This window comes from Egicoccus sp. AB-alg6-2 (assembly GCF_041821025.1).
In the GTDB taxonomy this organism is placed as follows: Bacteria; Actinomycetota; Nitriliruptoria; order Nitriliruptorales; family Nitriliruptoraceae; genus Egicoccus.
In genome coordinates this window covers 403,247-427,833 of the sequence record NZ_JBGUAY010000004.1, presented here as the reverse complement: position 1 = coordinate 427,833, position 24,587 = coordinate 403,247, and the positions used below count along the sequence as shown (strand labels likewise).

At 72.0% G+C, this 24,587-nt stretch carries 22 protein-coding genes; 19 read left to right on the top strand and 3 right to left on the bottom strand.

Annotation, left to right across the window (positions count from 1 at the left end):
* Window positions 1-87: 87 nt before the first annotated feature.
* Both ACERMF_RS09205 and ACERMF_RS09200 read left to right on the top strand, forming a co-directional pair.
* Window positions 88-1,122, top strand: coding sequence for a hypothetical protein (locus ACERMF_RS09205; RefSeq protein WP_373668764.1), 1,035 nt, complete (start codon window positions 88-90; stop codon window positions 1,120-1,122).
* Window positions 1,112-3,268, top strand: coding sequence for an AAA family ATPase (locus tag ACERMF_RS09200; RefSeq protein ID WP_373668763.1), 2,157 nt, complete (start codon window positions 1,112-1,114; stop codon window positions 3,266-3,268). The genes ACERMF_RS09205 and ACERMF_RS09200 overlap by 11 nt, the downstream gene beginning before the upstream one ends.
* A gap of 9 nt (window positions 3,269-3,277) precedes the next feature.
* Here the strand turns inward: ACERMF_RS09200 and ACERMF_RS09195 are convergent, their stop codons facing one another.
* Window positions 3,278-3,499 (bottom strand): hypothetical protein, encoded by a 222-nt coding sequence (locus ACERMF_RS09195; protein ID WP_373668762.1) that lies wholly within the window; start codon window positions 3,497-3,499, stop codon window positions 3,278-3,280.
* 213 nt (window positions 3,500-3,712) lie between these two features.
* On the opposite strand from ACERMF_RS09195, the gene ACERMF_RS09190 reads away from it, so the two are divergent.
* Entirely contained in the window at window positions 3,713-3,949 is a 237-nt protein-coding gene (locus tag ACERMF_RS09190) for a hypothetical protein (RefSeq protein ID WP_373668761.1), read from the top strand.
* Between the two features lie 16 nt (window positions 3,950-3,965).
* Here ACERMF_RS09190 and ACERMF_RS09185 read toward each other — a convergent pair whose 3' ends face one another.
* Entirely contained in the window at window positions 3,966-4,409 is a 444-nt protein-coding gene (locus ACERMF_RS09185; protein WP_373668760.1) for a hypothetical protein, read from the bottom strand.
* A gap of 228 nt (window positions 4,410-4,637) precedes the next feature.
* Here ACERMF_RS09185 and ACERMF_RS09180 point away from each other — a divergent pair, with 228 nt between their 5' ends.
* From ACERMF_RS09180 to ACERMF_RS09115, 14 genes are all read left to right on the top strand, one after another.
* Window positions 4,638-6,119: a circularly permuted type 2 ATP-grasp protein gene (locus ACERMF_RS09180; RefSeq protein WP_373668759.1), complete on the top strand. Its 1,482-nt coding sequence runs from the start codon at window positions 4,638-4,640 to the stop codon at window positions 6,117-6,119.
* The gene (locus ACERMF_RS09175) at window positions 6,119-7,123 is read left to right on the top strand and encodes an alpha-E domain-containing protein (protein WP_373668758.1); all 1,005 of its coding nucleotides are present in this window, start codon (window positions 6,119-6,121) and stop codon (window positions 7,121-7,123) included. The genes ACERMF_RS09180 and ACERMF_RS09175 overlap by 1 nt, the downstream gene beginning before the upstream one ends.
* Before the next feature lie 39 nt (window positions 7,124-7,162).
* The gene (locus tag ACERMF_RS09170; RefSeq protein WP_373668757.1) at window positions 7,163-8,161 is read left to right on the top strand and encodes a transglutaminase N-terminal domain-containing protein; all 999 of its coding nucleotides are present in this window, start codon (window positions 7,163-7,165) and stop codon (window positions 8,159-8,161) included.
* 128 nt (window positions 8,162-8,289) lie between these two features.
* A complete protein-coding gene (locus tag ACERMF_RS09165; protein WP_373668756.1) occupies window positions 8,290-8,955 on the top strand; it encodes a PilZ domain-containing protein in 666 nt (221 codons plus the stop codon).
* Between the two features lie 669 nt (window positions 8,956-9,624).
* Window positions 9,625-10,401 (top strand): helix-turn-helix transcriptional regulator, encoded by a 777-nt coding sequence (locus tag ACERMF_RS09160; RefSeq protein WP_373668755.1) that lies wholly within the window; start codon window positions 9,625-9,627, stop codon window positions 10,399-10,401.
* A gap of 65 nt (window positions 10,402-10,466) precedes the next feature.
* Complete coding sequence (sufB, locus tag ACERMF_RS09155) at window positions 10,467-11,849, top strand: Fe-S cluster assembly protein SufB (RefSeq protein WP_373668825.1); 1,383 nt, start codon at window positions 10,467-10,469, stop codon at window positions 11,847-11,849.
* A complete protein-coding gene (gene sufD, locus ACERMF_RS09150) occupies window positions 11,846-13,243 on the top strand; it encodes a Fe-S cluster assembly protein SufD (RefSeq protein WP_373668754.1) in 1,398 nt (465 codons plus the stop codon). The genes sufB and sufD overlap by 4 nt, the downstream gene beginning before the upstream one ends.
* A gap of 2 nt (window positions 13,244-13,245) precedes the next feature.
* A complete protein-coding gene (locus ACERMF_RS09145; protein ID WP_373668753.1) occupies window positions 13,246-13,590 on the top strand; it encodes a Rieske (2Fe-2S) protein in 345 nt (114 codons plus the stop codon).
* An 18-nt stretch (window positions 13,591-13,608) separates the two neighbouring features.
* Entirely contained in the window at window positions 13,609-14,349 is a 741-nt protein-coding gene (gene sufC, locus ACERMF_RS09140) for a Fe-S cluster assembly ATPase SufC (protein WP_373668752.1), read from the top strand.
* 97 nt (window positions 14,350-14,446) lie between these two features.
* On the top strand, window positions 14,447-15,685 hold the full coding sequence (locus tag ACERMF_RS09135; RefSeq protein WP_373668751.1) for an aminotransferase class V-fold PLP-dependent enzyme: 1,239 nt from the start codon (window positions 14,447-14,449) through the stop codon (window positions 15,683-15,685).
* Between the two features lie 15 nt (window positions 15,686-15,700).
* On the top strand, window positions 15,701-16,159 hold the full coding sequence (sufU, locus tag ACERMF_RS09130) for a Fe-S cluster assembly sulfur transfer protein SufU (protein ID WP_373668824.1): 459 nt from the start codon (window positions 15,701-15,703) through the stop codon (window positions 16,157-16,159).
* 11 nt (window positions 16,160-16,170) lie between these two features.
* Window positions 16,171-16,641 carry a metal-sulfur cluster assembly factor gene (locus tag ACERMF_RS09125; protein ID WP_373668750.1) on the top strand — a complete coding sequence of 157 codons (471 nt, stop codon included), beginning with the start codon at window positions 16,171-16,173 and terminating at the stop codon, window positions 16,639-16,641.
* A 228-nt stretch (window positions 16,642-16,869) separates the two neighbouring features.
* Window positions 16,870-18,546, top strand: a complete 1,677-nt coding sequence (locus ACERMF_RS09120; protein WP_373668749.1) for an ABC transporter ATP-binding protein — start codon at window positions 16,870-16,872, stop codon at window positions 18,544-18,546.
* Window positions 18,543-20,237, top strand: a complete 1,695-nt coding sequence (locus tag ACERMF_RS09115) for an ATP-binding cassette domain-containing protein (RefSeq protein ID WP_373668748.1) — start codon at window positions 18,543-18,545, stop codon at window positions 20,235-20,237. The genes ACERMF_RS09120 and ACERMF_RS09115 overlap by 4 nt, the downstream gene beginning before the upstream one ends.
* Here ACERMF_RS09115 and ACERMF_RS09110 read toward each other — a convergent pair whose 3' ends face one another.
* Entirely contained in the window at window positions 20,238-21,008 is a 771-nt protein-coding gene (locus ACERMF_RS09110; protein WP_373668747.1) for a MerR family transcriptional regulator, read from the bottom strand.
* A 260-nt stretch (window positions 21,009-21,268) separates the two neighbouring features.
* On the opposite strand from ACERMF_RS09110, the gene moeB reads away from it, so the two are divergent.
* Together moeB and ACERMF_RS09100 are read left to right on the top strand one after the other, a co-directional pair.
* Window positions 21,269-22,441, top strand: a complete 1,173-nt coding sequence (gene moeB, locus ACERMF_RS09105; protein WP_373668746.1) for a molybdopterin-synthase adenylyltransferase MoeB — start codon at window positions 21,269-21,271, stop codon at window positions 22,439-22,441.
* Window positions 22,442-22,564: 123 nt separating this feature from the next.
* Window positions 22,565-24,586: a right-handed parallel beta-helix repeat-containing protein gene (locus ACERMF_RS09100; RefSeq protein WP_373668745.1), complete on the top strand. Its 2,022-nt coding sequence runs from the start codon at window positions 22,565-22,567 to the stop codon at window positions 24,584-24,586.
* The last annotated feature ends 1 nt before the right edge of the window (window position 24,587 follow it).

The window sequence follows — 24,587 nt, the reverse complement described above, 5'->3', positions numbered from 1 at the left end:
GGTCCCCGCGGGTGGGCGCGTGGCCGTAGCCTCCGCGGCGTCGCCCGGCCGCGGAGCGGCGCCCCGGAGCGGGCAGGAGAGGTGCTGATGACCACGATCGCCGTGCTCGGCGCCGGCGGGCTGACCGGCCGCCTGCTGGTGGCTGCGCTCGGCGAGCGGGGGCACGACGTCGTCGTGACCCCGTCGGGCGCGCCGCAGCTCCCTGACGCCGAACTCGCACTCGTCGCCAGCCGCGACCCGGACGACCGTTTTCGGTGGCTGTCCGCGTGCGTGCGTGCCGGTGTCCACGCCATCGACGCAGGTACGGACGCCGGCGTGGCCGCCCGGGCCTACGACGAGCTCGACCTCGTCAGCCGCGACACCGGTGTCGTGATCGTGCCGGGCGCCGGGTCCGCGGTCGGTGACCTGGTGGGGGCCAGCGCCGCCGCGGCCGTCAGCGGGCCGGCCGAGGTGCACGTGTGCTGGGCGTTCCCGGATCGAGGGGGCTGGCGACGGGCGGTCGCGCCCGGCCTGCGGGCGACGGCCGCGGCACGCCTGGCCCAGCCGATGCCGGTCCTGTCGGAGGGACGACGCACGCAGGAGCGGGCCGGCGAGGCGCGCCGGCTGGCCTGGTTCCCGAAGCCCATCGGACCCGCGCACGCCGCGTCGGTGCCGGCCGCCGAGGCCGTCTCGGTTCCGCGCCACGTCCCCGGGGTCCGCACCGTACGGACCTACCTCGCGCTGTCGGCCTGGCGGGCGGAGGTCCTGCAGGCAACCGCCAACGCGGTCCGCTCGCCCCGGTGGCAGGCGGTCGTGGGGCGCCGGTGGGAGCAGGGGACCGAACCGGCGACCGGGGCGGACGCCCCCCGTTGGGCGTGCGTGGCCGAGAGCCGCGGCCGCGACGGCGTCGGCCGGTCCTGGGCCTACGGTCGTGATGTCGTCGGGGTGGCCGTCGAGGGGATGTTGGCCTGTACCGACGCCATCCTCGCGGGTCACTGCGACGCGGGCGCCGTGCCGCCCGCCCGCATCGAGGTGCCGGCGGCCATGCTCGATCGGCTCAGCGTCCGCACGCGGTTGCGATGGTCGGTGGCCCGTCCGTCGTCGGACGCCACGACCGTGTACGGGTCCTCCCATGGCGGCTGATCGGCTGCTCGCCGACGAGCGGGTCACCGGTGAGGTCCTCGGCGTCGTGTACGCCGACCGGGACTCGGGCTTCGGAGTGGTCGAGCTCGCGATGCAGGAGGAGGGTGGCGCCCGGTGCACCGGTCCGCTCTCCGACGTCGTCGAAGGCCAGACGCTCACGCTCGTCGGCCGTTGGCGCGACCACCCGAAGTACGGCCGCACCTTCGAGAGCGTCTACTACGAGCAAGTGGCGCCGACGACGGTCGCCGGGCTGCAGAGCTTCCTCGCCTCCGATCGGTTCGAGCACGTCCCCGAACGGGCCCGGATGCGCGCCCTGACCACGTTCGGCGCCGGCGCCGGAAGGGTCATCGAGTACGAGACCGCACGACTGGTCGACGAGGCGGGCCTGGATCCCGACGACGCCGCCTCGCTGCACGAGGCGTGGATGGCCGGCCAGGCCCTGGGTGAGTTCGTCCGCCTGGTCGAACCCGCCGGCTGGCCGATGGACGCGGTGCGCTCGGCCCACGCCCGCTTCGGGACCGACACGAGCCGGCTCGCCCGCGAGGACCCCTACCGCCTCCTCGATGCGGACCGGGTCCGCTTCGCCCACGCCGACGCACTGGCCCGCGCCATCGGGATCGCGGCGAGTGACCCCCGCCGGCTGGCGGCCGGCGCCCGCGCCGCGGTGGCCGCGGCGCGTCGCAGCGAGGGGCACCAGCACCTTCCCCGCGAGGAGTGCATCCGGGCGGCCATGCAACTCCTGCGTGTCGACGCGATGCTGGCGGCTTCGGGGATCGATGCCGCCGTCGCCGAGGGGTCGCTCGGGGTCGAGGAGGTGGCCGGCGCCGTGGTGGTGTCGACGCCGTCGGGGTTCGAGGCCGAACGCGACCTCGCCGACGGCATCGTGCGGTTGCTGACCACCAGCCGGTCACGTCTGCAGTCGCACCTCGACCGCGTGGACCCGTCCCCGGAGTTGACCGGGGGCCAGGCGCAGGCCGTCCGCGCCGCGTTCTCCTCGCCGGTCTCGGTGCTCACCGGCGGACCGGGCACCGGCAAGACGCGGACGGTGCAGGAGATCGTGCGTGCGGCGGAGGAGGCGGACCTCGAGGTCGCGCTGTGCGCGCCGACGGGTCGCGCCGCCAAGCGCCTCGAGGAACTCGTCGGGCGTTCGGCGACGACGGTCCATCGACTGCTCGAGGCCCGGCCGGTGAACGGCGGCGGTTTCGCGTTCCGCTACGGCGAGCACGAGCGGCTGCCCCAGGACCTGCTCGTGGTGGACGAGGTGTCGATGTGTGACACCTGGCTGGCGGGACGCCTGATCCGGGCCGTCGACGACGGTTCGCACCTGGTGCTGGTCGGCGATCCCGACCAGCTGCCGTCGGTCGGCCCCGGTGACGTGCTGCGCGACGTGTTGCGCAGCACCGTGGTGCCGTCGACCGTGCTCACCGAGATCCATCGTCAGGCCGCGGGCAGCCGCATCGTGGGGCTGGCGCGCGAGGTCCTCGCCGGCGAGGTCGGCGTGCTCCGCGGCGTGGACGGTGACGTGTTCCTGGCAGAGGAGGCGCGTCGACCGGCCATCGCGGCCCGCGTCGTGCAGGCCGTCGCCGACCGGGTGCCGGACTACTTCGGGGTCGAGGTGGACGACGTGCAGGTCCTCGCACCGATGTACAAGGGCCCGTCCGGGGTCGACGCGCTGAACGAGGCCCTGAAGGCGCGCCTCAACCCGGCCGAGGGGCGGCCCAGCGTGGCGGGGTTCCACGTGGGGGACCGGGTGATGCAGACCCGCAACGACCCGGAGTTGGACGTGGCCAACGGAGACGTCGGCCGCGTCGTCGACCTGTCCCGGCGCGGCAGGACGCTGCGGGTGGCCTTCCCCCGTGGGGAGGTGACCTACGACGCCGACCAGGCCCGCGACCTGGTCGCGGCGTGGGCGGTCACGGTGCACAAGTCGCAGGGCGGCGAGTGGCCGGTCGTGGTGCTCGTCTGCGACACCGCCCACCGGTCGATGCTGTGGCGCAACCTGGTCTACACCGCCATCACCCGGGCCCAACGCGCCCTGATCGTGGTCGGGCAGTCCGCCGCGTTACGGGCGGCTGCGCGGCACGACCGGCCGAGCGACCGGCGCACCGGGCTGGCGTGGCGGCTCGAGCAGGCCGTCGGTCGGTGACCGGGAGGGTCAGACCCGCAGCTCGTCGGTCAGCGACAGCGCGTCGCTGACGGGGGCGGCCGCTGCCACGCGCTCGATGAGGGGGCGCCAGTCGGGCAGCAGCAGGCGCAACAGGCGCACGGAGAGGCCGGCGCCGAGCAGGCGACGGACGACGCTCTCGCGGTGGGCGAGGACCTTGCGACGCGCGTCGAAGTCGTCTTCGGCGCTCCCTTCGGCCGGTGTCGCGTGCATCCGTGGCTCGTCCATCTCGCGTCCCCGCCTCGTGCGGCACCGCGGCCTCATCGGTGTCGTGGGCGGCGGTGTGGCCGTCCTATCGGCAGCCCCCGGCGGCCCCTTGACGCCCGTGCGGTCGGGGTGGGCGCGGACTGCTCGGCCTGTACGGGCGGCCGCGACCCGAGCCCCCTCCGCGTCGTTGGTCCCACCGACGTCGACGACGCGGGGGCCATGGTGAACGACCGTCGGACCACGGAACTGCTGGCACGCGCGGCAGCCCTGCTGCACCGGCACGAGCCGGCGCTCGCCGCCCGACTCCTGATCGCGGAGGCCGGCTGGGACGCGAGCTTCCAGGCCCTGGCGCTGCTGCGCGGCGAGGCCGCCGCCGCGGCGTTCGGCACCGCCTGGCAGGCCCTCTGCGAGACCGACCAGCGCGAATCCGGCACCGGTCCGCGTGAGCCGTACTAGGCCGAAGCAGCACCGCTCAGCACAGCGCGTGTGCCAGACGCAGGACCGCGCCGCAGCCGTCCTCGCCGGGGGCGGCCGAGAACCAGCACGTCCCGCTGGGATGGGCCTGCTGCCGGCAGGCGCGCACGGCGTCCATCGCGTCGGGGAGTGCGGCGCGGAACTGGGTCAGCGCGAGCTCGAGTACGGGGGAGGACGTGGCGGGCGTCGGCCGGTCACCGACGAGGCGGTGCGCGACATGACACAGCGCGGGTCCGTCGGTCACCTCGGCGAGCAGACACGCCGCCGCGGCACAGTCGCGCAGGTGCGGGTGGTGTCCGCTGGCGCCCAGCAGGGCGGCGGCGGCCCGCAACAGGCCGTCGAGGTGCTGCATCGCGACGAGGATCTCCCGCTCGTCGGAGCAGGCGAGATGACCGTCCGCGGTGAAGGCGTCGGCGCGCGATCGAAGCTGCGAACCACCCATCAGTTGTGCGTCCCTCGCCTCTCGCCGCCGTCCCTCGTAGCGGCCTCTCCAAGCGTCCGCGGCAACGGTACCGCCGTCCCGAGCCGGTGTGGCGCAAGGACGGCACCGGTTCGCACGGCGCCCACTGGTGCTCTCGCCGGACCCGTCGGCGTGGCGCGTGCGGGGGCGAGCCGTCTCCACCACCACGCGCGATGGGCGCTCGCCGCAGGGGCCGCTAGGGTCCCGCGGATGACCGATCTGTTCGGAAGCTACGAGACCGGCGGCGACCGCTTCTTCGACGAGGTGTTCGACCCCGAGGGACGGACCCGTCCGCACTACCGGGCCCTGGTCGCGCGGTTGCGGGAACTCAACCGCGACGACCTCGATCGGCGGGAGGGCATCCGCGATCGGATCTTCCGCTCCCAGGGCATCACGTTCACGGTATACGGCGACCGGTCCGACGAGGGTGTCGAGCGCACGTTCCCGATGGACCTGCTGCCGCGCATCATCCCCGCCGACGAGTGGGGACACATCGAGCGTGGCGTCGCCCAGCGCGTGACGGCCCTCAACCGGTTCCTCGAGGACCTGTACATGGGGGAGCAGGCCGCGGTCAACGACGGCGTCGTCCCGCGCTGGCTGGTCCACACCGCCGACGGCTTCCGGCGCGAGGCGTTCGGCATCCCCGTCCCGCACGGCGCCCGCTGCCTCGTCTCCGGTGTCGACCTCGTCCGGGACGTCCACGGTGTCTACCGGGCGCTCGAGGACAACCTGCGCAACCCGTCCGGCATCTCCTACGTGCTCGAGAACCGGGCGGCGATGACGCGGGTCCTGCCGGTCGTCTTCGGGCGACAGCGCGTGCGCCCGGTCGACCACTACGGACCCTCGCTGTTGCGGGCGCTGCGCGAGGTCGCCCCACCGGCGGCGGGCGAGCACCCCACCGCCGTGGTGCTGACGCCGGGGATGTACAACGCCGCCTACTTCGAGCACGCCTTCCTCGCGCGCCAGATGGGCATCGAGCTGGTCGAGGGCCGCGATCTGGTCGTCGACGAGCACGTGGTCTACATGCGCACCACGCGGGGTCTCGAACGCGTCGATGTCATCTACCGCCGCATCGACGACGACTTCCTCGACCCGGTGGTGTTCCGGCCGGACTCGGCACTGGGGGTCCCCGGCCTGCTCTCGGCCGCGCGCGCCGGCAACGTGACCATCGCCAACGCGGTCGGCAACGGCGTCGCGGACGACAAGGCCGTCTACGCGTTCGTGCCCGACCTGATCCGCTACTACCTCGGCGAGGACCCCATCCTGCCCAACGTCGAGACCTACCTGCTCTGGGAGGCGGAGCAGCGCGCGGAGGTGCTGTCGCGCCTCGACCAGCTCGTGGTCAAGCCCGTGGCGGCGTCGGGGGGCTACGGGATGCTGATCGGCCCGCACGCGGACGACGAGGAGATCGAGCGGTTCCGGACCCGTATCGAGGCCGACCCGCGGGGCTACATCGCCCAGGAGGTGGTGTCGCTGTCCCGGCATCCGACGCTGGTGGACCACGCCTTCGAGGGTCGACACGTCGACCTGCGTCCGTTCGCGATCGCCGGCGAGACCGTCGAGGTGATCCCGGGCGGCCTCACCCGCGTGGCCCTGCGGAAGGGGTCGCTGGTCGTGAACTCGTCCCAGGGCGGCGGATCCAAGGACACCTGGGTCCTGGACGAGTCTGCTCCGGAACCGGAGGACCGCTGATGCTGGCACGCCTCGCCGAGAACCTGTTCTGGGCCGGTCGCTACGTCGAGCGCGCCGAGGACGCCGCGCGCATGGTCGACGTGACCTACCACACGCTGCTCGAGTCCTCCTCCGCCGAGGTCACGGCGCCGTGGGGGCAGCTGCTGGACGTGCTGCACCTGCGCGCCGTCTACGGCGACCGTCCGGTCGAGCCGGCCGCGGTGATCCAGTTCCTGGTGCTCGACCGCGACAATCCGGGCTCCATCACGACGTCGATCCTGCGTGCGCGCGAGAACGCCCGCTCGGTCCGGGAGCTGATCTCCTCGGAGCTGTGGGAGGCGGTCAACAACCTCCACCTCAGCCTGGCCTCGCGCGACCTGCGCCGCGACCTCGCCGACCAGCCGTACGAGCTGTTCGGCATGATCCGGCGCGCCTGCATGGGCATCTACGGTGTCGCCAGCGAGACCATGCCCCGCGACGAGGGCTGGCGGTTCATGGCACTCGGACGCGTGCTCGAACGTGCCGAGATGACCTGCCGGCTCATCGACGTGCGCTACCAGCAGCTGGAGGAGCTGGCCGGCCCGTCGCGTCGGTTGACCGGTGGTGACGGGGCCAGACCGCGCGGCGCGGACCGTGCCGACTTCCACCACTGGATCGCGGTGCTCAAGTCCGCCTCCGCCTTCGAGGCCTACCGTCGGCGCTACCGCTCCTCGATGGATCCCGCGGACGTGGTCGAGTTCCTGCTGCTCGAACCGGATTTGCCCCGCAGCGTCGTGTTCTGTCTCTCGGGGGCGATGCACCAGCTGCAGGCGCTCAGCCAGGGCGGGCCCAGCCGTGCGGTCCGGGCGCTCGGCCGGGTGACCGCGTCGCTGCAGTACCGTGACGTCGCCGAGCTGTTCGAGCTCGGACTGCACCCCTTCCTCGACGAGGTGCAGGAGCGTGTGGCCGACGTCTCCGAGGCGGTCGCCGACGAGTTCTTCCGTCGTCACCCCAGTGGGCTCATGCACGCCATCGCCACGACCTGATCTCTCGGCATCCGTCGGGACCGATTCGATGAGGCGCCCGTGAGGCTCGACATCCGTTACGTGACCCGCTTCGACTACGAGGCGTCGGTGGTCGAGTCGCAGAACGAACTCCGCGCCTGCCCCGCGTCGGACGCACGCCAGCAGCTGGTGCACTACGACGTCACGACCACGCCCTCGTCCCGGGTGTCGTCGTACGTCGACTACTGGGGTACCCGCATCGACACCTTCGGGATCCGGGGTCCCCACCGCCTGCTCGAGGTCGTCGCCGAAGCCACCGTCGAGACGCTGGCCGTGGCACCGCCCGACGGCAGCCTGCCGCGCGCGGCCCTCGACGACGTCGGGTTCCGCGACCGTCACCAGGAGCTGCTGCAGCGCTCCCCCCACGTGTACTGGGGCGCCACGGTGACGGCGGCGGCGCAGCGTCATGCCGCGCAGGCGGGTGACGAGGTGCTCGACGTGGTCATGTCCGTCCACCAGGCGGCCGCCGACCTGTCGTACTCGCCGGGAGCGACCTACGTCGGCGTGCCGGTCGAAACCGTCCTGGCCACCGGAGGCGGGGTGTGCCAGGACTTCGCCCACCTCGCGATCGCGATGTACCGCAGCCTCGGCATCCCGGCGCGCTACGTGTCGGGGTACTTCTTCACCCGTGACGACGCGACCGGCGCCGACGTCGACGTCGACGAGGCCCCTCGCGGGGGGCACGAGGACGAGGCGGAGGCCGAGGTCGAGGTCGAGACGCACGCCTGGGTCGAGGTGGCCGTCCCCGTCGAGGTGGCCGGCGGCGTCGGTGAGGTGTGGCTGGCCCTGGACCCGACCAACCGGCAGCCGGTCGGGGAGCGCCACGTCACCATCGGGCGGGGCCGCGACTACGACGACGTGGCACCGTTCCGAGGCGTGTTCTCCGGTCCGCCGGCGCACGAGTTGAACGTGAGCGTCCGCATGCGTCGCCTCGCCCGCGAGCCGCTGGGCGACGTGCCGGGATCCGGCGACCGCTACGGCGTGTGGCAGCAACGACAGCAGCGGCAGCAGCAGCAGTAATCCGCGGCGACGTCGGCGGGCGCCACGACGCTTCAGAAGCTGGGTCGTGCGGCCGATGGTGACGGCACGGCCGTGTCCGGTGCTGCCACCGTGCAGCCGTCGGACGGCCGGCACCCAGGAGGACTGCCATGCGGTTGCGCCGCGCGAACAGGACGGCGGCGGCGCCTGCCGCCACGTTGCAGGTTCCCCGGCAGGGCACCGTCGTGGCGCTCGAACTGGTCGACGTCGACCGTGTCTGGCGCAGCCAGGTCGACGACCAGCAGGGCGCGACGCTCGTGGTGCTCGCACCGTCACGCCCGAAGGGTCCGCCGATCCTGCCCGACGTCGGTCGCGCCGTGACCGTCGGCTGGCCGACGCCGGTCGGCTACCTCGAGGCCGAGGCCGTCCTCACGGCGACCACGGACGGCAAGTTCGCGACCTGGACCCTGGAGGTGTCGCGCAGCGCACTCTCGCAGCGCCGCTCCGCCTACCGCCTCGACGCGCGCCTGCAGGTGACCCTGGCGACGGAGGCGTACGGCGCGCTGACCGCGGTCAGTCGCAACATCGCCGAGGGCGGGGTGGCCTGCGAACTCCCCGGTCGGCAGGACTTCGAGGTCGGCGAGCGCATGCACGTGTCGGTGCACCTGCCCGAGATCGAGGTGGCGTCGCGGGGCCGCGTGGTACGTTCGGCGGCCATGGTGCCCGACGGCTCCGAGGTGGTGCTGGCCTTCGAGGACCTGCCGGAGGAGAGCGCCGAACCCTTGCGCCAGTTCGTCTTCGAGCAGCAACTCGCCCGCCGAGCCATCGAACGCTGAGAGCGCCGGCGGTCGGAGACCCACGCGCACGAAGGCGAAGTCCCGCCGGGTGACCGTTCGAAACCGAAAGCGCCCGATCGACGCGCCGCGAGCGTCGAGGAACCCGGCGGAGAGAAAACAGAGGTGAGGGCCCCGAGCGACGCGTCGAGTCGTGGTCGTGGTGTCGGCCCGGGCCGCCCGGGCCGATCCTCGCGTCTTCTCGGGACCCTCGGCGGCCACCAGTCGGCTCGACGCCCTCCTGGGGGCGGAGCCGTTCGCGCTCACTACCGGTGACGGCCCGTGCCCGCCGTGTCGCCCGACGGGCGGCACGTGTGGGCAGCTGCTCCGCCCGGCCCATCCTCGCGGCCCATCGGCGCGTGGCGGGTGACGGATGCCTGCCCGTTGCGGGCACGTGGTCGACCCTAACGATCCGGGCGGACCGCGTCGATGGGCGGCGCGGGGGGCGACTGGTCGCGCACGCAGGGTGGACGCGCCGGATCGATCGTCCACCATCCCGGCCGACGCGCCGGTGGGGGCGCGAGGGGTGCCGGCTGCCTTGCACCATCGCGAGGGCCGCCCTACTATCGCAACACGAATGTTGCGTAATTGAGACGTCCCCCCGGCGGATCGCGACCGCCGGCCGACGGGGCGCGGCAACGTCACCCTCCACCCGATCCTCGAGTGCCTGCCTTGTCCACCGAGCCCGCCACCACGACCCCGCTCGCGGGGCGTTCGCTGGTGTCGCTGCTCGGCGAGCAGCGGGCGGCCATCGTCGAGCGGCTTCGGCGTGACCACGATGCCTCGGTGGCCGAACTCGCCCGCGAGCTCGACATCTCCGAGGTGGCCACCCGCCGGCACCTCGCCGTACTCGAGGAGGACGGCCTGGTCGCGGCGCAGACCGTCAACCAGGGCCGCGGGCGGCCCGCGGCGCGCTACTCGCTGACCGCGGACGCGCGCCGGCTGTTCCCGCAGGGGCACGACCAGCTCGCCGGCGAGTTGCTCGGTTTCCTCGCCGAGCACGCCGACGGCGACGGCCTGCGCGAGTTCCTGCGCTGGCGGTTGTCACGCCAGGTCGAGGGGCTGCGCGACGCGGTCACGGCCGAAGACCTCCACGAGCGCCTGCAACAGCTCGCCGGCCGGCTCTCGGAGGCGGGCTACGCCGCCACCGTCAGCCCCGACGGCGAGGGCTTCACCCTGCGGCAGCACCACTGCGCCATCCAGGACGCGGCCGAGCAGCACCCGGAGCTGTGCGCGTACGAGGCCGCCGGCTTTGCGAAGGTGCTGGGCACCGATGTCAGGATCTCCCGCCGCGAGACCCTCGCGGAGGGCGGCAGTGCCTGCGTCTGCTGCGTGCAGCCGCGCACGGCCACGACCGCGAACGAACCGACCATGAACGACCCGCGCCCGCGCTCCCGCGCCCGCGGAACCCAGCCGTCCGGGACGTCCGGACGAGGAGACCAGCTGTGAGCCAGACCGAGATCGAACTCCCGGTCAGCGAGGCCCGTGCAGAGCAGGCCCGCGTCGCGCAGGACCTGTCGGACTACAAGTTCGGCTGGTCCGACAGCGACGAGGGCTACGCCTTCACCTCGGGCACCGGCCTGACGCGCGAGACCGTCGCCGCCATCAGTGAGCGCAAGAACGAGCCCTCGTGGATGCGGGACCTGCGCCTGCGCGCCTTCGACGCCTACGAGCGCCGGCCGATGCCCAACTGGGGCTCGGACCTGTCCGAGATCCGCTTCGACGACATCTTCTACTACGTCGAGGCCAGCGAGGGCCAGGCCAACTCCTGGGAGGACCTGCCCCCCGAGATCCTCGAGACCTACGAGAAGCTCGGCATCCCGCAGGCCGAGCGCGAGCGCCTCATCGCCGGGGTCGCCGCCCAGTACGAGTCGACCGTGCTCTACCACAAGGTCCGCGAGGACCTCGAGGAGCAGGGCGTGGTGTTCCTCGACACCGACACGGCCCTGCACGAGCACGAGGACGTCTTCCGCGACCACTTCGCGACCGTGATCCCCGCCAACGACAACAAGTTCGCGGCGCTCAACACCGCGGTCTGGTCGGGCGGGTCCTTCATCTGGATCCCCGAGGGCGTCAAGGTCGACATCCCGCTGCAGGCCTACTTCCGCATCAACAAGCAGAACATGGGTCAGTTCGAGCGCACCCTGATCATCGCCGAGCCCGGCAGCTACGTGCACTACGTCGAGGGCTGCACCGCGCCGATCTACAGCTCCGACTCGCTGCACTCGGCCGTGGTCGAGATCATCGTCAAGGAGGGCGCGCGCGTCCGCTACACGACGATCCAGAACTGGTCGAACAACGTCTACAACCTGGTGACCAAGCGCGCCATCGCGCAGAAGAACGCCACCATGGAGTGGATCGACGGCAACATCGGTTCCAAGGTCACCATGAAGTACCCCGCCGTCTGGCTGACCGGTGAGGGCGCCAAGGGCGAGGTGCTCTCGGTCGCCTACGCCAACGACGGCCAGCACCAGGACGCCGGCGCCAAGATGGTCCACACCGCGCCGTACACGACCTCCAACATCCTTTCGAAGTCGATCTCCAAGGGCACCGGCCGCACCTCCTACCGCGGCCTGGTCCGCATCGAGGAGGGCGCCCACCACGCCCGCTCCGCGGTCAAGTGCGACGCGCTCATGCTCGACGACACCTCGCGCACGGACACCTACCCCTACATGGAGATCGAGCAGGAGGACGCCACGATCGAGCACGAGGCCACGGTCTCGAAGCTGTCGGAGGACCAGCTGTTCTACATGCAGGCCCGCGGCATCGACGAGGACGAGGCGACCGCGATGATCGTGCGCGGCTTCATCGAGCCGATCGCCCGCGAGCTGCCGATGGAGTACTCGGTCGAGCTCAACCGCCTGATCGCGCTCGAGATGGAAGGCGCCATCGGATGACGAGCCCCTCCGTTGCCCCCGTCGACGGGGTCCAGGTCCCGCTCGACGCGCTCACCGAGGACGCCGTGCGCAGCGTGGCGGCCGGCGAGCCCGACTGGCTCGTCGACCGCCGGCTCGCCGCCACCAAGCGCTACCTCGACCAGTCCTGGCCCGACAGCCGCAGGGACGAGTTCTGGCGCTCGACGCCGTTCGCGAAGCGTTTCGACGTCAGCCAGCCGCTGGTCGCCGAGGCAGGAACCGACGGTGCCACCCCGGCATCGCTGGTCGCCTCGCTCGCGTTGACCACCGCGCAGGTACGCATCGTCGACGGCGAAGTCGTCGAGGCGACCGTCCCCGCCGAGCTCGCCGAGCGGGGGGTCGTGGTCACCGACCTGCGCAGCGCCGCCGAGGAGCACGCCGAGCTCGTGCGCGAGCACCTCGGCTCGCTGACCACCTCGGGCGAGGGGTCGGGCGCCGACGAGGACCGCACGGTCAGCGTCAACGACGCCGCCTGGACCGCGGGCGCGTTCATCCACGTGCCGGCCGAGGTCGAGCTCGACGCGCCGATCGGTGTCCACGTCCACGTCACGCGCGAGGGCGCCCACCTGCCCCGGGTGCTGGCCGTGGTCGGCCACCACGCGAAGGCCGTCATCTATCTCGAGCACACCTCCGACGAGGGCGTCACCGCCCTCGTCGACGAGGTCGTCGAGGTCGTGGCACGCGACGCCGCGAAGGTCGACGTCGTCAGCCTGCACGAATGGGGCATGGGCGTCAGCCACCTTGCTCTGCAGAAGATCGGTGCCCACCGTGACGCACAGGTGCGTCACGCCGCCATCGTCGCCGGCGGCGCGACCGTACGCCTGCGGCCCGAGTGCGACCTGCTCGGCCCCGGCGCGCAGGTCCGCCCGCTCGGGGTGTACTACGCCGACGAGGGCCAGTGGTTCGACCTGCAGCCCTACGTCCGTCACCTGGCGCCGCGCGCGGCCTCGGACGTGCTCTACAAGGGCGCGCTGCAGGGCAACAGTCGTACGGTCTTCCGCGGCAACATCTTCGTGCACAAGGACGCGGTCGGCACGGTCACCGACGAGAACAACCGCAGTCTGATCCTCACCGAGGGCGCCCGCGCCGACGCCACGCCCTTCCTCGAGATCGAGTGCGCCGACATCACGGCGGGGCACGGGTCGGCGACCGGACAGATCGACGCGCGCCACCTGTTCTACCTCGAGGCGCGTGGCATCCCGCGTGCCCAGGCGCTGCGGATGCTCGTCCACGGCTTCTTCCGCGAGGTCCTGACCGAGATCGACCTGCCCGGCATCGAGGAGCGTGCGCTCGCCCACATCGAGCGGGAGCTCGCCGCCACCGACCTCGACACCCTCGGCATCAACGACGCCGCCCTGCGCGACGAGTTGGTGTAGGCATGGCCACCACCAAGGTCGCCGTGCTGGCCGAACTCGACGAGGCCGTTCCCCACAAGGTCGTGGTGGACGGCGTACCCGTCTGCCTGGTGCGCTTCGGTGACACGGTCAAGGCCGTCCACGACACCTGCTCGCACCAGGAGTGGTCGCTCGCCGACGGCGGCACGGTCTACGACAACGCGGTCGAGTGCAGCCTCCACGGCTCGTCGTTCGACCTCGACGCGGGCCGACCCTCGTCGCTCCCGGCCACCCGCCCCATCCCGACCTTCGCGGTCGAACTCGACGGCGACGCCGTCCTGCTGGACGTCACCGCTCCCACCAACGACGCCCCGTTTCCCGATCATTGACCGAAAGCTTGCACACCCATGGCTGACCTCGAGATCCGCGACCTCACGGTCGAGGTGGACGGCTCCGACATCCTGCGCGGTGTCGACCTCGACCTCGACAAGGGCAAAACCATCGCCCTGATGGGCCCCAACGGCTCCGGCAAGTCCACGCTCGCCTACGCCATCGCCGGCCACCCCGCCTACGACATCACCGGCGGCACCATCCGGTGGCAGGGCACCGACCTCACCGAGCTCACGCCCGACGAACGCGCCCGGCTCGGGGTGTTCCTCGCGATGCAGTACCCCGTCGAGGTCCCCGGCGTGTCGCTGACCAACTTCCTGCGCACGGCGCTCAACGCCACCTCCGGTGAGGAGGTGCCGATCCGTGCCTTCATGACCCGCCTGCGCCAGGAGATGGCCGACCTCGACATCGACGAGTCGTTCCTGCAGCGCTCGGTCAACGAAGGCTTCTCGGGCGGCGAGAAGAAGCGCTTCGAGATCCTGCAGATGGCGCTGTTGCGCCCGCAGCTGGCCGTGCTCGACGAGACCGACTCCGGCCTCGACGTCGATGCGCTCAAGATCGTCTCGGAGGGGGTCAATCGCCTGACCGGCCCCGACCTCGGCACCCTGATCATCACCCACTACACCCGGATCCTGCGCTACATCCGGCCCGACGAGGTCCACGTGATGTTCGAGGGCCGGATCGTCGCCAGCGGTGGTCCCGAGCTCGCCGACGAGCTCGAGGAGCGCGGCTACGACCACCTCAAGAGCAACGCGTAGCGGCAACCGCGCCCGTGCCACGGTTGTCACCGTGTGGACGGGCGCGGACCCTCGACCTGCGGCACGCTGAACGTCCGCCGAAACGACGAGGACGACCATGACGCTCGACGTCCCGACCCTCCGCAAGGACTTCCCGGTCCTGTCCCGCGAGGTCCACGACGCACGGCGTCTGGTCTACCTCGACTCGGCCGCGTCCTCGCAGACGCCGACGCCCGTGCTCGAGGCGATGGACCACTACTACCGCTGGTCGCGCTCGAACGTGCACCGCGGCGTCTACCGCCTGGCCGAGGAGGCGACCGACCTCTACGAGGGCGGCCGCACCAAGCTGGCCACCTTCGTCGACGCCGACCCCCGCGGGGTGGTGTTCACCAAGAACGCCACCGAGGCCATGAACCTGGTCGCCTACTCGTGGGTCCGTCGCCACCTCGGCCCCGGGGACGCGGTGTTGACGACGATGATGGAGCACCACGCCAACCACGTGCCGTTGCTGTACGCCGCACGCGACGTCGGTTTCGAGGTGCGCCACGTGCCGCTGACCGACGACGGGCGGCTCGACCTCGAAGCGGCACGGTCCCTGGTCGCGGACGGCCGGGTGAAGTTCCTCGCCATGGTGCACGTCTCCAACGTGCTCGGCACCCGCAACGACGTCGCCGCGATGACCGCGCTGGTCCGCGACGCCAACGAGCAGGCGGTGGTGCTGGTCGACGGCACCCAGGCCGTGCCCCAGATGCCGGTCAGCTTCCGCGAGCTCGACGTGGACTTCTACGCCCTCACCGGCCACAAGATGTGTGGGCCGACGGGCATCGGGGCGCTGGTCGCCAGGCCGGAACGGCTCGAGGCCATGGACCCGTTCCTCACGGGCGGCGAGATGATCCGCGACGTCACCATCGAGTCGGTGACCTGGAACGACGTTCCGGCCAAGTTCGAGGCCGGGACGCCGATGATCGCCGAGGCCGCCGGGCTCGGGGCGGCGGTCGACTACCTGACCGGCGTCGGGATGGAGCGCATCCGGGCCCACGAGACCGAGCTCGCACAGGTCTTCATCGACCGGCTCGGCGAACTCGACGGTGTCACCGTCCACGGACCGAAGGACGCCACCCAACGTGGCGGTGCGATCTCCTTCGCCATCGACGGGGTGCATCCCCACGACGTCGGCGCGATGCTCGACTCCAAGGGCGTGTGCGTCCGGGTCGGGCACCACTGCGCCAAGCCGTTGATGAAGGAACTCGGGGTCGTGGCAACGGCCCGCGCGAGCCTGTACCTCTACAACGACGTCGACGACCTCGAACCCCTCGTCGAGGGCATCGAGGCCGCCCGCTCGTTCTTCCGCCGCTAGGAGCGTGTCGTGAGCATGGACGACCTGTACCAGGAGATCATCCTGGACCACTACCGCAAGCCGAAGAACCGGGCGCCGGCGCTCGAGAACGAGGACGTGCACGTCCACCACTCCAACCCGCTGTGCGGTGACGAGATGGACCTGCGCCTGCGGGTCAGTGGCGACACGGTCGACGGGCTGGTGTTCGACGGCGAGGGCTGCTCGATCAGTCAGGCCTCGGCCTCGGCCATGACCCAGGCCGTGCTCGGGCGCGAGCTCAAGGACGCACTCGACCTCGCCGAGGACTTCCGGCGCATGATGCACGGCGACGAGCCGGTCCGTGCCGACGACCTGCTCGACGGGGTCGCCTTCCAGGGCGTGGCGAAGTTCCCGGTCCGGGTCAAGTGCGCGTTGCTCGGCTGGATGGCGGTCCGTGACGCCATCGAGACCTACCAGAGCGGTGCCAACGCCCACACCGTCACCCACGAGGAATGAGCGGGGACACCATGAGCCAGCACGACAGCAACACCGCCGTCGACCACGACCTCGACGACGACGTGATCCCCGAGGCCGACACGCCCAGCGGTCGCGTCGAGGAAGCCGCCGACGAGGCGCCCCGGACCCGTCACCCGTTCGAGGACCTGCCGCTCGAGGAGGACGGGATGCCGTCCGCGCAGGACCTCATGAACGGTCTGCGCGCCGTCGTCGACCCCGAGATCGGCTACAACATCGTCGACCTCGGCCTGGTCTACGAGGTCACCAAGCCCGAGCGCGGCTACGCCCACGTGCTGATGACGCTGACCAGCATGGGCTGCCCGCTCACCGAGGTGATCCACCAGCAGTGCTCGATCATCCTCGGGGCCATGCCCGGCGTCGACCGCGTCGAGGTCGAGTTCACGTTCACGCCACCGTGGGGTCCCGAGGCGATGGCCGACTACGTGCGCGAGGAACTGCGCGCGATGGGCATGAACGTCTGACGGCGACCGGCCGCGCGCGCCGTGCCGGCGGCCGGCCTCGGACGAGTTGCTTGACGCACCGGGCGCGGGCCGGCTTTCATGGCCGGCTCGCTCCGTACGTCACGGCGGGCGTCTCTCGGAGCCCGCATGTCCACCGCACCGCCTTCCGCCGCGCCCGTGTCCGGGTCGTCCGGTGATGCCGCCCACTGGCGCCTCATCGGATCGTTCCTGGCTCCGCACCGACGTGCGATGGCGGGGTTCAGCCTGATCGTGCTCGTCGCGGGGACGCTGCCGCTGGCGGGACCGGTCCTGCTGGGGGCGATTGCCGACGGGGTGGCATCGGGCATCGCGGTGGGGGACCTGATCTGGCTCGCCGCCGCCGTCGGGCTGGTCGGACTGTTCGCCAACGGTGCCGACCTGCTCGTGACCTGGCTCGGCGCCCGGTTGGCGTGGCGGGCCGCCAACGAACTGCGCGTCCGCGTGGCGGCCCACGCACTGTCGCTGGGCAGCGCCTGGCACGGGCGCACCACGCCGGGGGAGGTCGTCGACCGGGTCGACGGCGACGCCACCCGGGTCGGAGAACTGCTCGCACGCGTGGTGGTGCGCCTGGCTGCGGCGATGGTCACGCTGGCCGGCGTGGTCGTCCTCCTCGCGGTACAGGACTGGCGTCTGGGTGCCGCCCTCGCGGTGGTCCTGGCGGCCGGCGCCTGGGTCCTGGTACGCCTGCGCGACCTCGCCGTGCCGTCCGGGGTGATCGCGCGCCAACGCTCCGGCGAGGTCTTCGGCGCCGCCGAGGAACGCTTGCGCGGTGCGGAGGAACTGCGTGCACTCGGAGGCGGCCGCTACGCCGTCGACGACCTCAAGCGTCGCTCCACGCTGACGCTGGCGCCCTGGCGCCGCCAGGAGGTCTACGCGACCGTGATCTGGTCCGCGTCGATGCTGGTGGTCGTCGGCGGTGGGGCGATCGCGCTGCTCGGCGGCATCCTGCTGCAGCGCACCGGCGCGATGACGATCGGGCAGGTCCTGGCGGCGTTCACGGCGACGCAGCTGACCCGGCGACCGCTCGAGCAGCTGGCCGAGAACATCCAGCAGATCCAGCAGGCCGGGGCCGGGGCGTCACGACTGGCCGCCCTGCTCGCCGAGGTCCCGCTGGTGCGGTTCACCGGGGCGCGTGCGCTGCCGGCCGGTCCGCTCGAGGTCGCGCTCGACGACGTCCGCGCCGGCTACCCCGGGACCGCGGAGGACGCGCTCAGCGACGTCGACCTGCGGCTGGAGCCGGGTGAGCACCTCGGTGTCGTCGGCGCGAGCGGGGGCGGCAAGACCACGCTGACCCGCCTGCTGCATCGCGCCCTCGACCCCCGCGACGGGACCGTGCGCGTCGGCGGGCTCGACCTGCGGGAGGTGTCCGAGGCGTCCCTGCGTCGCCGCGTCGCGGTCGTGACGCAGGAGGTCCAGCTGCTGTCGGCGTCGATCCGCGACAACCTGACCCTGCTCGGCAGTGTCGAGGCGGACGACGCGGACCTCGTCGCCGCACTGGAGGCGGTCGGTCTCGGTGCCTGGTTCGCCCGGCTCGAGCAGGGCCTCGACGCCGAGCTCGGAGACGACGCGGGGACCTCGGCCGGGGAAGCACAGCTCCTGGCCCTCGCCCGCGTCCTGCTGCGCGACCCGGGCCTGGTGATCCTCGACGAGCCGACCGCCCGCCTCGACACCGCCAGCGCCATGGCCGTCACCCGGGCACTGGACGCGTTGCTCGACGGACGGACGGCGATCGTCGTCGCCCACCGGCTCGCCACCCTGGAACGGGTCGACCGGATCGCGGTGGTGCGTGCGGGACGTATCGTCGAGCAGGGCCCCCGCGAGGCGCTGCTGCAGGCCGACTCGCGGTTCGCGCGGTTGGTGGAAGCCGAGCTGGGGGCCGCGACATGACCGCCCCGTCGGCGACGACGCGCGCCGCCGAGCGCCGCGCCACCTGGCGGGTCGTCCGCCACATGATGGGCGTTCGCAAGGGCGCCTACTGGGGCGGCGGCGCACTCTGGTGGCTGTTCATCCTCGCGCCGCTCGCCGTCGGTGTGGTGCTGGAACGCCTCTTCGACGCACTCGGCGACGGGGGACCGGCGCTGCTGCTGCTGGCCGCGGTCACCGGCATCGAGGTCACGCGTGCCCTCTCACTGCCCCTGGTCGGTTGGCTGTTCGAGCCCTTCTGGGGGCACACCGAGACCGTGCTGCGCACCAACGTCCTGCGTGCGCAGTTGCACCCCGACCCCGAACGGCGCGGCCCCGCGATCACCGACGCGGCGGCGGCGATGCCGCTGTTCCGCGACGACCCCGAGCACGTCGCGCGTGCCACCGACTACTGGCTGACCCTGGTGGCGACGGGCGGGATCGCGATGGTCGCCCTCGCCGTCATCGCCCGCATCGACGTGCTGGTGGCGGTCGCGGTCGCCGTGCCGTTGCTGCTCGCCTCCTGCGGCGGCTACCTGATCGCCCCGATGGTGCGACGCCGCCGGGCCGACGACCGTGCCGTGACGGGCGAGGTGACCGGCTTCATGGGGGAGGTGTTCGGTGCCGTGACCACGGTCACGACCTCCGGCGCCGCCCCCGCGTTGCTGCGCCACCTCGCCCGGTTGTGCGAGCGCCGTCGCGTCACCGCCGTCCGCGACCGCGTCGCGGGCCAGCTGCTGCCCGCCGTCGGGGAGGCGGCCGGTGACCTGGCGCTGGCCGCCGGCCTGCTTGCGGCGGCGCTCGTCGTCGGGGACGAGTTGACCGCCGGGCAGGTCGCGCTGCTGGCTGCCTATGCGCACCTGTTGGCGGGCGTGCCGCGCCACTGGGCCGGATGGCTCACGGTTCGTCGTCACGCCGACGTGTCGGTCGACCGGTTGCGTGGGGCCGTGGCGGACCGCGACGTCGAAGCCCTGATCGCGCCGATCGGACCGGTTCCCCTGGCGCCACCTCCGGTCGAACGTCACCCGCTGCCGCCGTCGCCGTCGGCGCCCCGACTGCAGCTGGTCGGGCTCGTGACCTGCGCCCCCGACGGCCAGGTCCTGGGTCCGTTCGACCTCGACGTGCCGGCGGGCGGCTTCGCGGTCGTCACGGGCCGTGTCGGAACCGGAAAGTCCACGCTGGTGCGGGCGGTGCTCGGACTGGCGCCGCAGCTCGCGGGGGAGATCCGCTGGGACGGTGTGCGTGTCGACGCCTCGCGGTGGATGACGCCGCCGCGGGCCGCCTACGTGGCGCAGGTGCCGACGTTGTTCAGCGAGACCCTCGACGACAACCTCCGCCTGGGGTGGGACCTCGGCGAGGACGACCTCCAGCGGGCGTTGGACGCCGCCGCCGCACGCGACCTCGTGGCCGAGCTCGAGCACGGGCTTCGGACCCGCCTGGGACCGCGCGGCATCCGGCTGTCCGGGGGACAGGCGCACCGGGTGGCGGCGGCCCGAGCGCTGGTCGCGGGCTCTGCCCTGGTCGTGGCCGACGACCTCTCCGCCGCGCTCGACGCCGAGACCGAGGCCGCGCTGCTGGACCGCATCCTGGGCGACCGGGCGCGCACCATGCTGGTGGTCTCGCACCGCCCGTCGGTCCTCGAGCGGGCCGACGTCGTCCTCGAGCTCGGGACCTGATCAGGGGCGGGCCGCGGTGCCATGACGGGCCGCGTTGGCGACGATGGCGTCCCGCAACCACTGCGCCAGGCCGTCACGTTGCCGGTCGTAGGTGGCCGTGAACCGGGGGTCGTCGACGTACATCTGCCCGAGCGCGACGTGCATCTCGTGCGGACAGTCGTAGAACCAGTCGTGAATCTGCAGCCGGGCGCGTTCGGCGAGGTCCATGGCGCGCGCGTCGTCGGGAGCGATCCCGGCGTCCATGGCCGCCACCATGTCTGCGCCGAGCTGCTCCTGCTCGGCCTTGAACCGCAGCCAGTCGGTCTTGCGGTAGCGCGCGACCCGCTGCTGCGACGCTCGCCACGCGTCGGTGTTCCCCCAGCGCTGCTCGGCTTCCTCGGCGTACTGCGCCGGGTCGTCGTCACCGAACACCTCGAACATCTCGTCCGGGTCGAGGTCGATTCCCATCTTCCGTGCCTCCATGGTGCGGTCCAGGACGGCGAGCAGTCGCTCGAGCCGATCGATGCGGTCGCGCAACGCGCCGCGTTGGCGTGCGAGGTGCGCGACGTGGTCGTCGGCACCGTCGAGCAGCGCGGCGATGTCGTCGAGCGGCAGGTCGAGCTCGCGGTAGAACAGGATGCGCTGCAACCGGTCGAGGTCGGCGGCGACGTAGGTGCGCCGCCCCGACGGTGCCCGCTCCTGTGGGGAGAGCAGGCCGATGGCGTCGTAGTGGTGCAGCGTGCGAACCGTCACCCCGGCGAACCGCGCGACCTCGCCGATCGAGTACCGCATGCGCTCGTCCTGGACATTGTCGGCAGCCGCCCGAGCGGACGACGGCGACGACGCTACGACCTGACGCAACGCCAGGTGCAAGACCCGCGCTGCGCCGCGCGCGAACCTCGCACGGTCACGCGACGCGCCGGCACCGCGACGGGGCGCGTCCGCCCGGCGCGCGGGGTTTCCACGGTTTACCCTCGGAGGGAAGGAGCGGCTCCGAACGCCGCGTTGACACTTCCAGTCACCTCTGCCTCCTGCTGAAAAGGCCCGTCGAAGTGGTCCGCCCGGTCGTCGATCGCCGCGAAAAGCTCACCAACGACGAGATCGCGCGCTACAGCCGTCACCTGATCATCCCCGACGTCGGGATCGAGGGTCAGGAACGGCTCAAGGCCGCCAAGGTGCTGTTGGTGGGCACCGGCGGGCTCGGTTCGCCGCTCGCGCTCTACCTCGCCGCCGCGGGGGTCGGCACGATCGGGATCGTGGACAACGACGTGGTCGACGCCTCGAACCTGCAGCGCCAGATCATCCACACGACGTCGATGATCGGGCGCCCCAAGGTGGAGTCGGCGAAGCACGCGATCCTCGAGATCAACCCCAACGTGAACGTCGAGGTGCACGAGACCTACCTCACCAGCGACAACGCCCTCGACATCGTCGCCCCCTACGACCTGGTGATCGACGGCACCGACAACTTCCCGACCCGCTACCTCGTCAACGACGCCTGTGTGCTGCTGGGCAAGCCGAACGTCTACGGCTCGATCTTCCGGTTCGAGGGGCAGCTGAGCGTGTTCTGGGCCGAGGAGGGCCCCTGCTACCGCTGCATGTTCCCCGAGCCACCGCCGCCGGGCATGGTCCCCAACTGCGCCGAAGGAGGCGTGCTCGGCGTGATCCCGGGGATCATCGGCTCGTCCCAGGCGATCGAGGGCATCAAGCTGCTGGCCGGCATCGGCGAGCCGATGATCGGACGGCTCGGCCTCTACGACGCGCTCGAGCAGAGCTGGATGTATGTCAAGGTCAACAAGGACCCGGACTGCCCCGTCTGCGGCACGAACCCGACGGTCACCGAACTGATCGACTACGAGGACTTCTGCGGCATGCCGGCCCACGACCGCGAGGAAGACCTCCTCGGGGCCGCCGACCTCGAGATCCTGCCGACCGAGTACGCCGAGATCGCCGAGAAACCCGACGTCGTCCTTCTCGACGTGCGCGACCCCCACGAGTACGAGATCAACCGCATCCCCGGCGCGGTCCTGATCCCCAAGGACTCCTTGCCGGCGCAGCTGCGTGAACTCGACGAGACCAAGGACTACGTCGTCCACTGCAAGTCGGGGGTGCGCTCCCTCGAGTCGACGCAGCTGCTGCGTGGCGCCGGCTTCCGGGCCCGTTCGATGCGTGGCGGCATCAACGCCTACGCCCGCCAGGTCGACCCGTCGATTCCGGTCTACTAGGCAGGACCGGCCGCCGCGCGCCCCGGGGGCGGCACGTGGCGGCAGCCCCGCATACCACTGCGTACGCTGCGCGTCGGGAGAGCCGGCGGGGACGGCACGCCGGCGTGGTGAGCAAGGGGACGCGTGGGGTGGCGACGTTGGCGTGGACGGCGGACGGCGCTGGGACTGGGGACCGCCCTGGTGCTGGCCGGGTGCTCGGGTGGCGGCGAGGCCGGTGGCGGCGGTGACCGGGTCGTCGTGGCGATGTACGACAACTTCTTCGAACCGGCCGAGGTGAGCGTCGCCGCCGGCACCACGGTGGTGTTCGAGAACCTCGGCCGGGTGCCGCACAACGCACTCGACGTGGACGGCACGTGGGGAACCGAACTCGTCGATCCCGACGAGCAGGCCACGGTGGTGCTCGAGGACGCCGGCACCTACACCATCTACTGCAGCCTGCACGCGCCCGCGGACGCCTCGGGTGGCATGGTCGCCACGCTCGCGGTCGGTGACGGTGCTTCGCCCGAGATGACCGCCGTGGACGCGGACACCACCGCCACCGATGCCCGCATCGCCGCCGTCGAGCCGGTCACGCCCACCGGTCGCACGCGCCTGGTGCCCGAGGAGTATCCGACGATCCAGACCGCCGTCGACGCAGCCGAGCCGGGTGACCTGGTGCTCGTCGAGCCAGGGGTCTACGCCGAGCAGGTCACGGTCACCACGCCCCAGATCGTCGTGCGCGGGACCGATCGCAACGCGGTGATCGTCGACGGCCAGTTCGAGCGTGAGATGGGCGTGATGGTGACGGCGGACGGCGTCGCGGTCGAGAACATGACGGTGCGCGACGTCACCAACAACGGCTTCTACTGGGACGGGGTGACGGGGTTCCGCGGAAGCCACCTCACCTCCATCAACGCCGGTACCTACGGCATCTACGCCTTCGACTCGGTCGACGGCGTCTTCGAGGACTCGTATGCCTCCGGTTCGGCCGACGGCGGCTACTACGTCGGCCAGTGCGAGGACTGTCGCACGATCCTCAACCGCGTCACCGCGGAGTGGAACGGGTTCGGTTTCTCCGGCACCAACGCCAGCAACTCGCTCTATCTCGTCAACTCGACGTGGCGGCTCAACGGCGCCGGCATCGTGCCCAACACGCTGGACTCGCAACGGTACGCACCATCGCGGGGCGCCACGATCGCCGGCAACTACGTGGCGGACAACGGCAACTTCGACGCACCGGTGGTGTCGGCGACCTGGCCCGCATTCGGACACGGGATCGTGCTCGCCGGCGGCGTCCACCACGAGGTCCGCGACAACGTCGTGCTGCACCATCCCGGGTACGGCATCGCCGCGACGCCGAACCTGCACCGCAACTTCTGGATGCCGGGAGGCAACGTCGTCACCGGCAACCTGGTGCACGGATCGGGACGAGCCGACCTCGCCACGGTGTCGCCGAGCCAGAACGGCGGCGACTGCTTCGCCGACAACGACGTGCGGCGGACCGCGCCCGCCCTGCTGGAGCGGACCCGTCCCTGCGACGGCCTCAGCCTGCCGAGCCTCGGCACCTTCCGTGACACGTTGCTGATGGTGGGACAGCTGGGGCACTTCCCGGGCGAGCGTCGCGCCCAGCACATGGACCTGGTTCCCGAGCCAGGCACCCTCGGGCAGTTGCCGGGGGGTGCCGATGCGCCGGTCGTGCCCGCCGTTGACGTGTTCGCACGCTACGACGGGGTCGACCTCGGCGACATCACGCGTCCACAACTCGACGGCGAGGTGCGCGAGTCCGCTGCCACGCGCGTGGCCGGGTTCACCGTGCGGGACCTGCGTGGTTGGCCGGCCTACTTCGCCGTCACCGGTTGGTTCCTGCCGATGCTCGCGATCGCGGCACTCGCACTCGCCGCCGTCGTCGCCGTTCTGCGCCGGCCGGGGCCGGCTCGCACCGCATGGCTGGTCGCGGTGGCCGTGCCGGCGCTGCTGACGCTCGCATTCGGGTGGCCGGCGGCAGCGGTGGTCAGCCTGGTCACGTCGTCGGTCGCGATCGTCCGCGCACGTGGGTGGGCGTCACGACGGCGGCGGTGGGGGATCGTCGTGGCTGGACTGGCGACCGTGCTCCTGCTCGCGCCCGCGCTGGTGGGCATCGGCGCCCTCCAAGCCGGTGTGCTGTGAG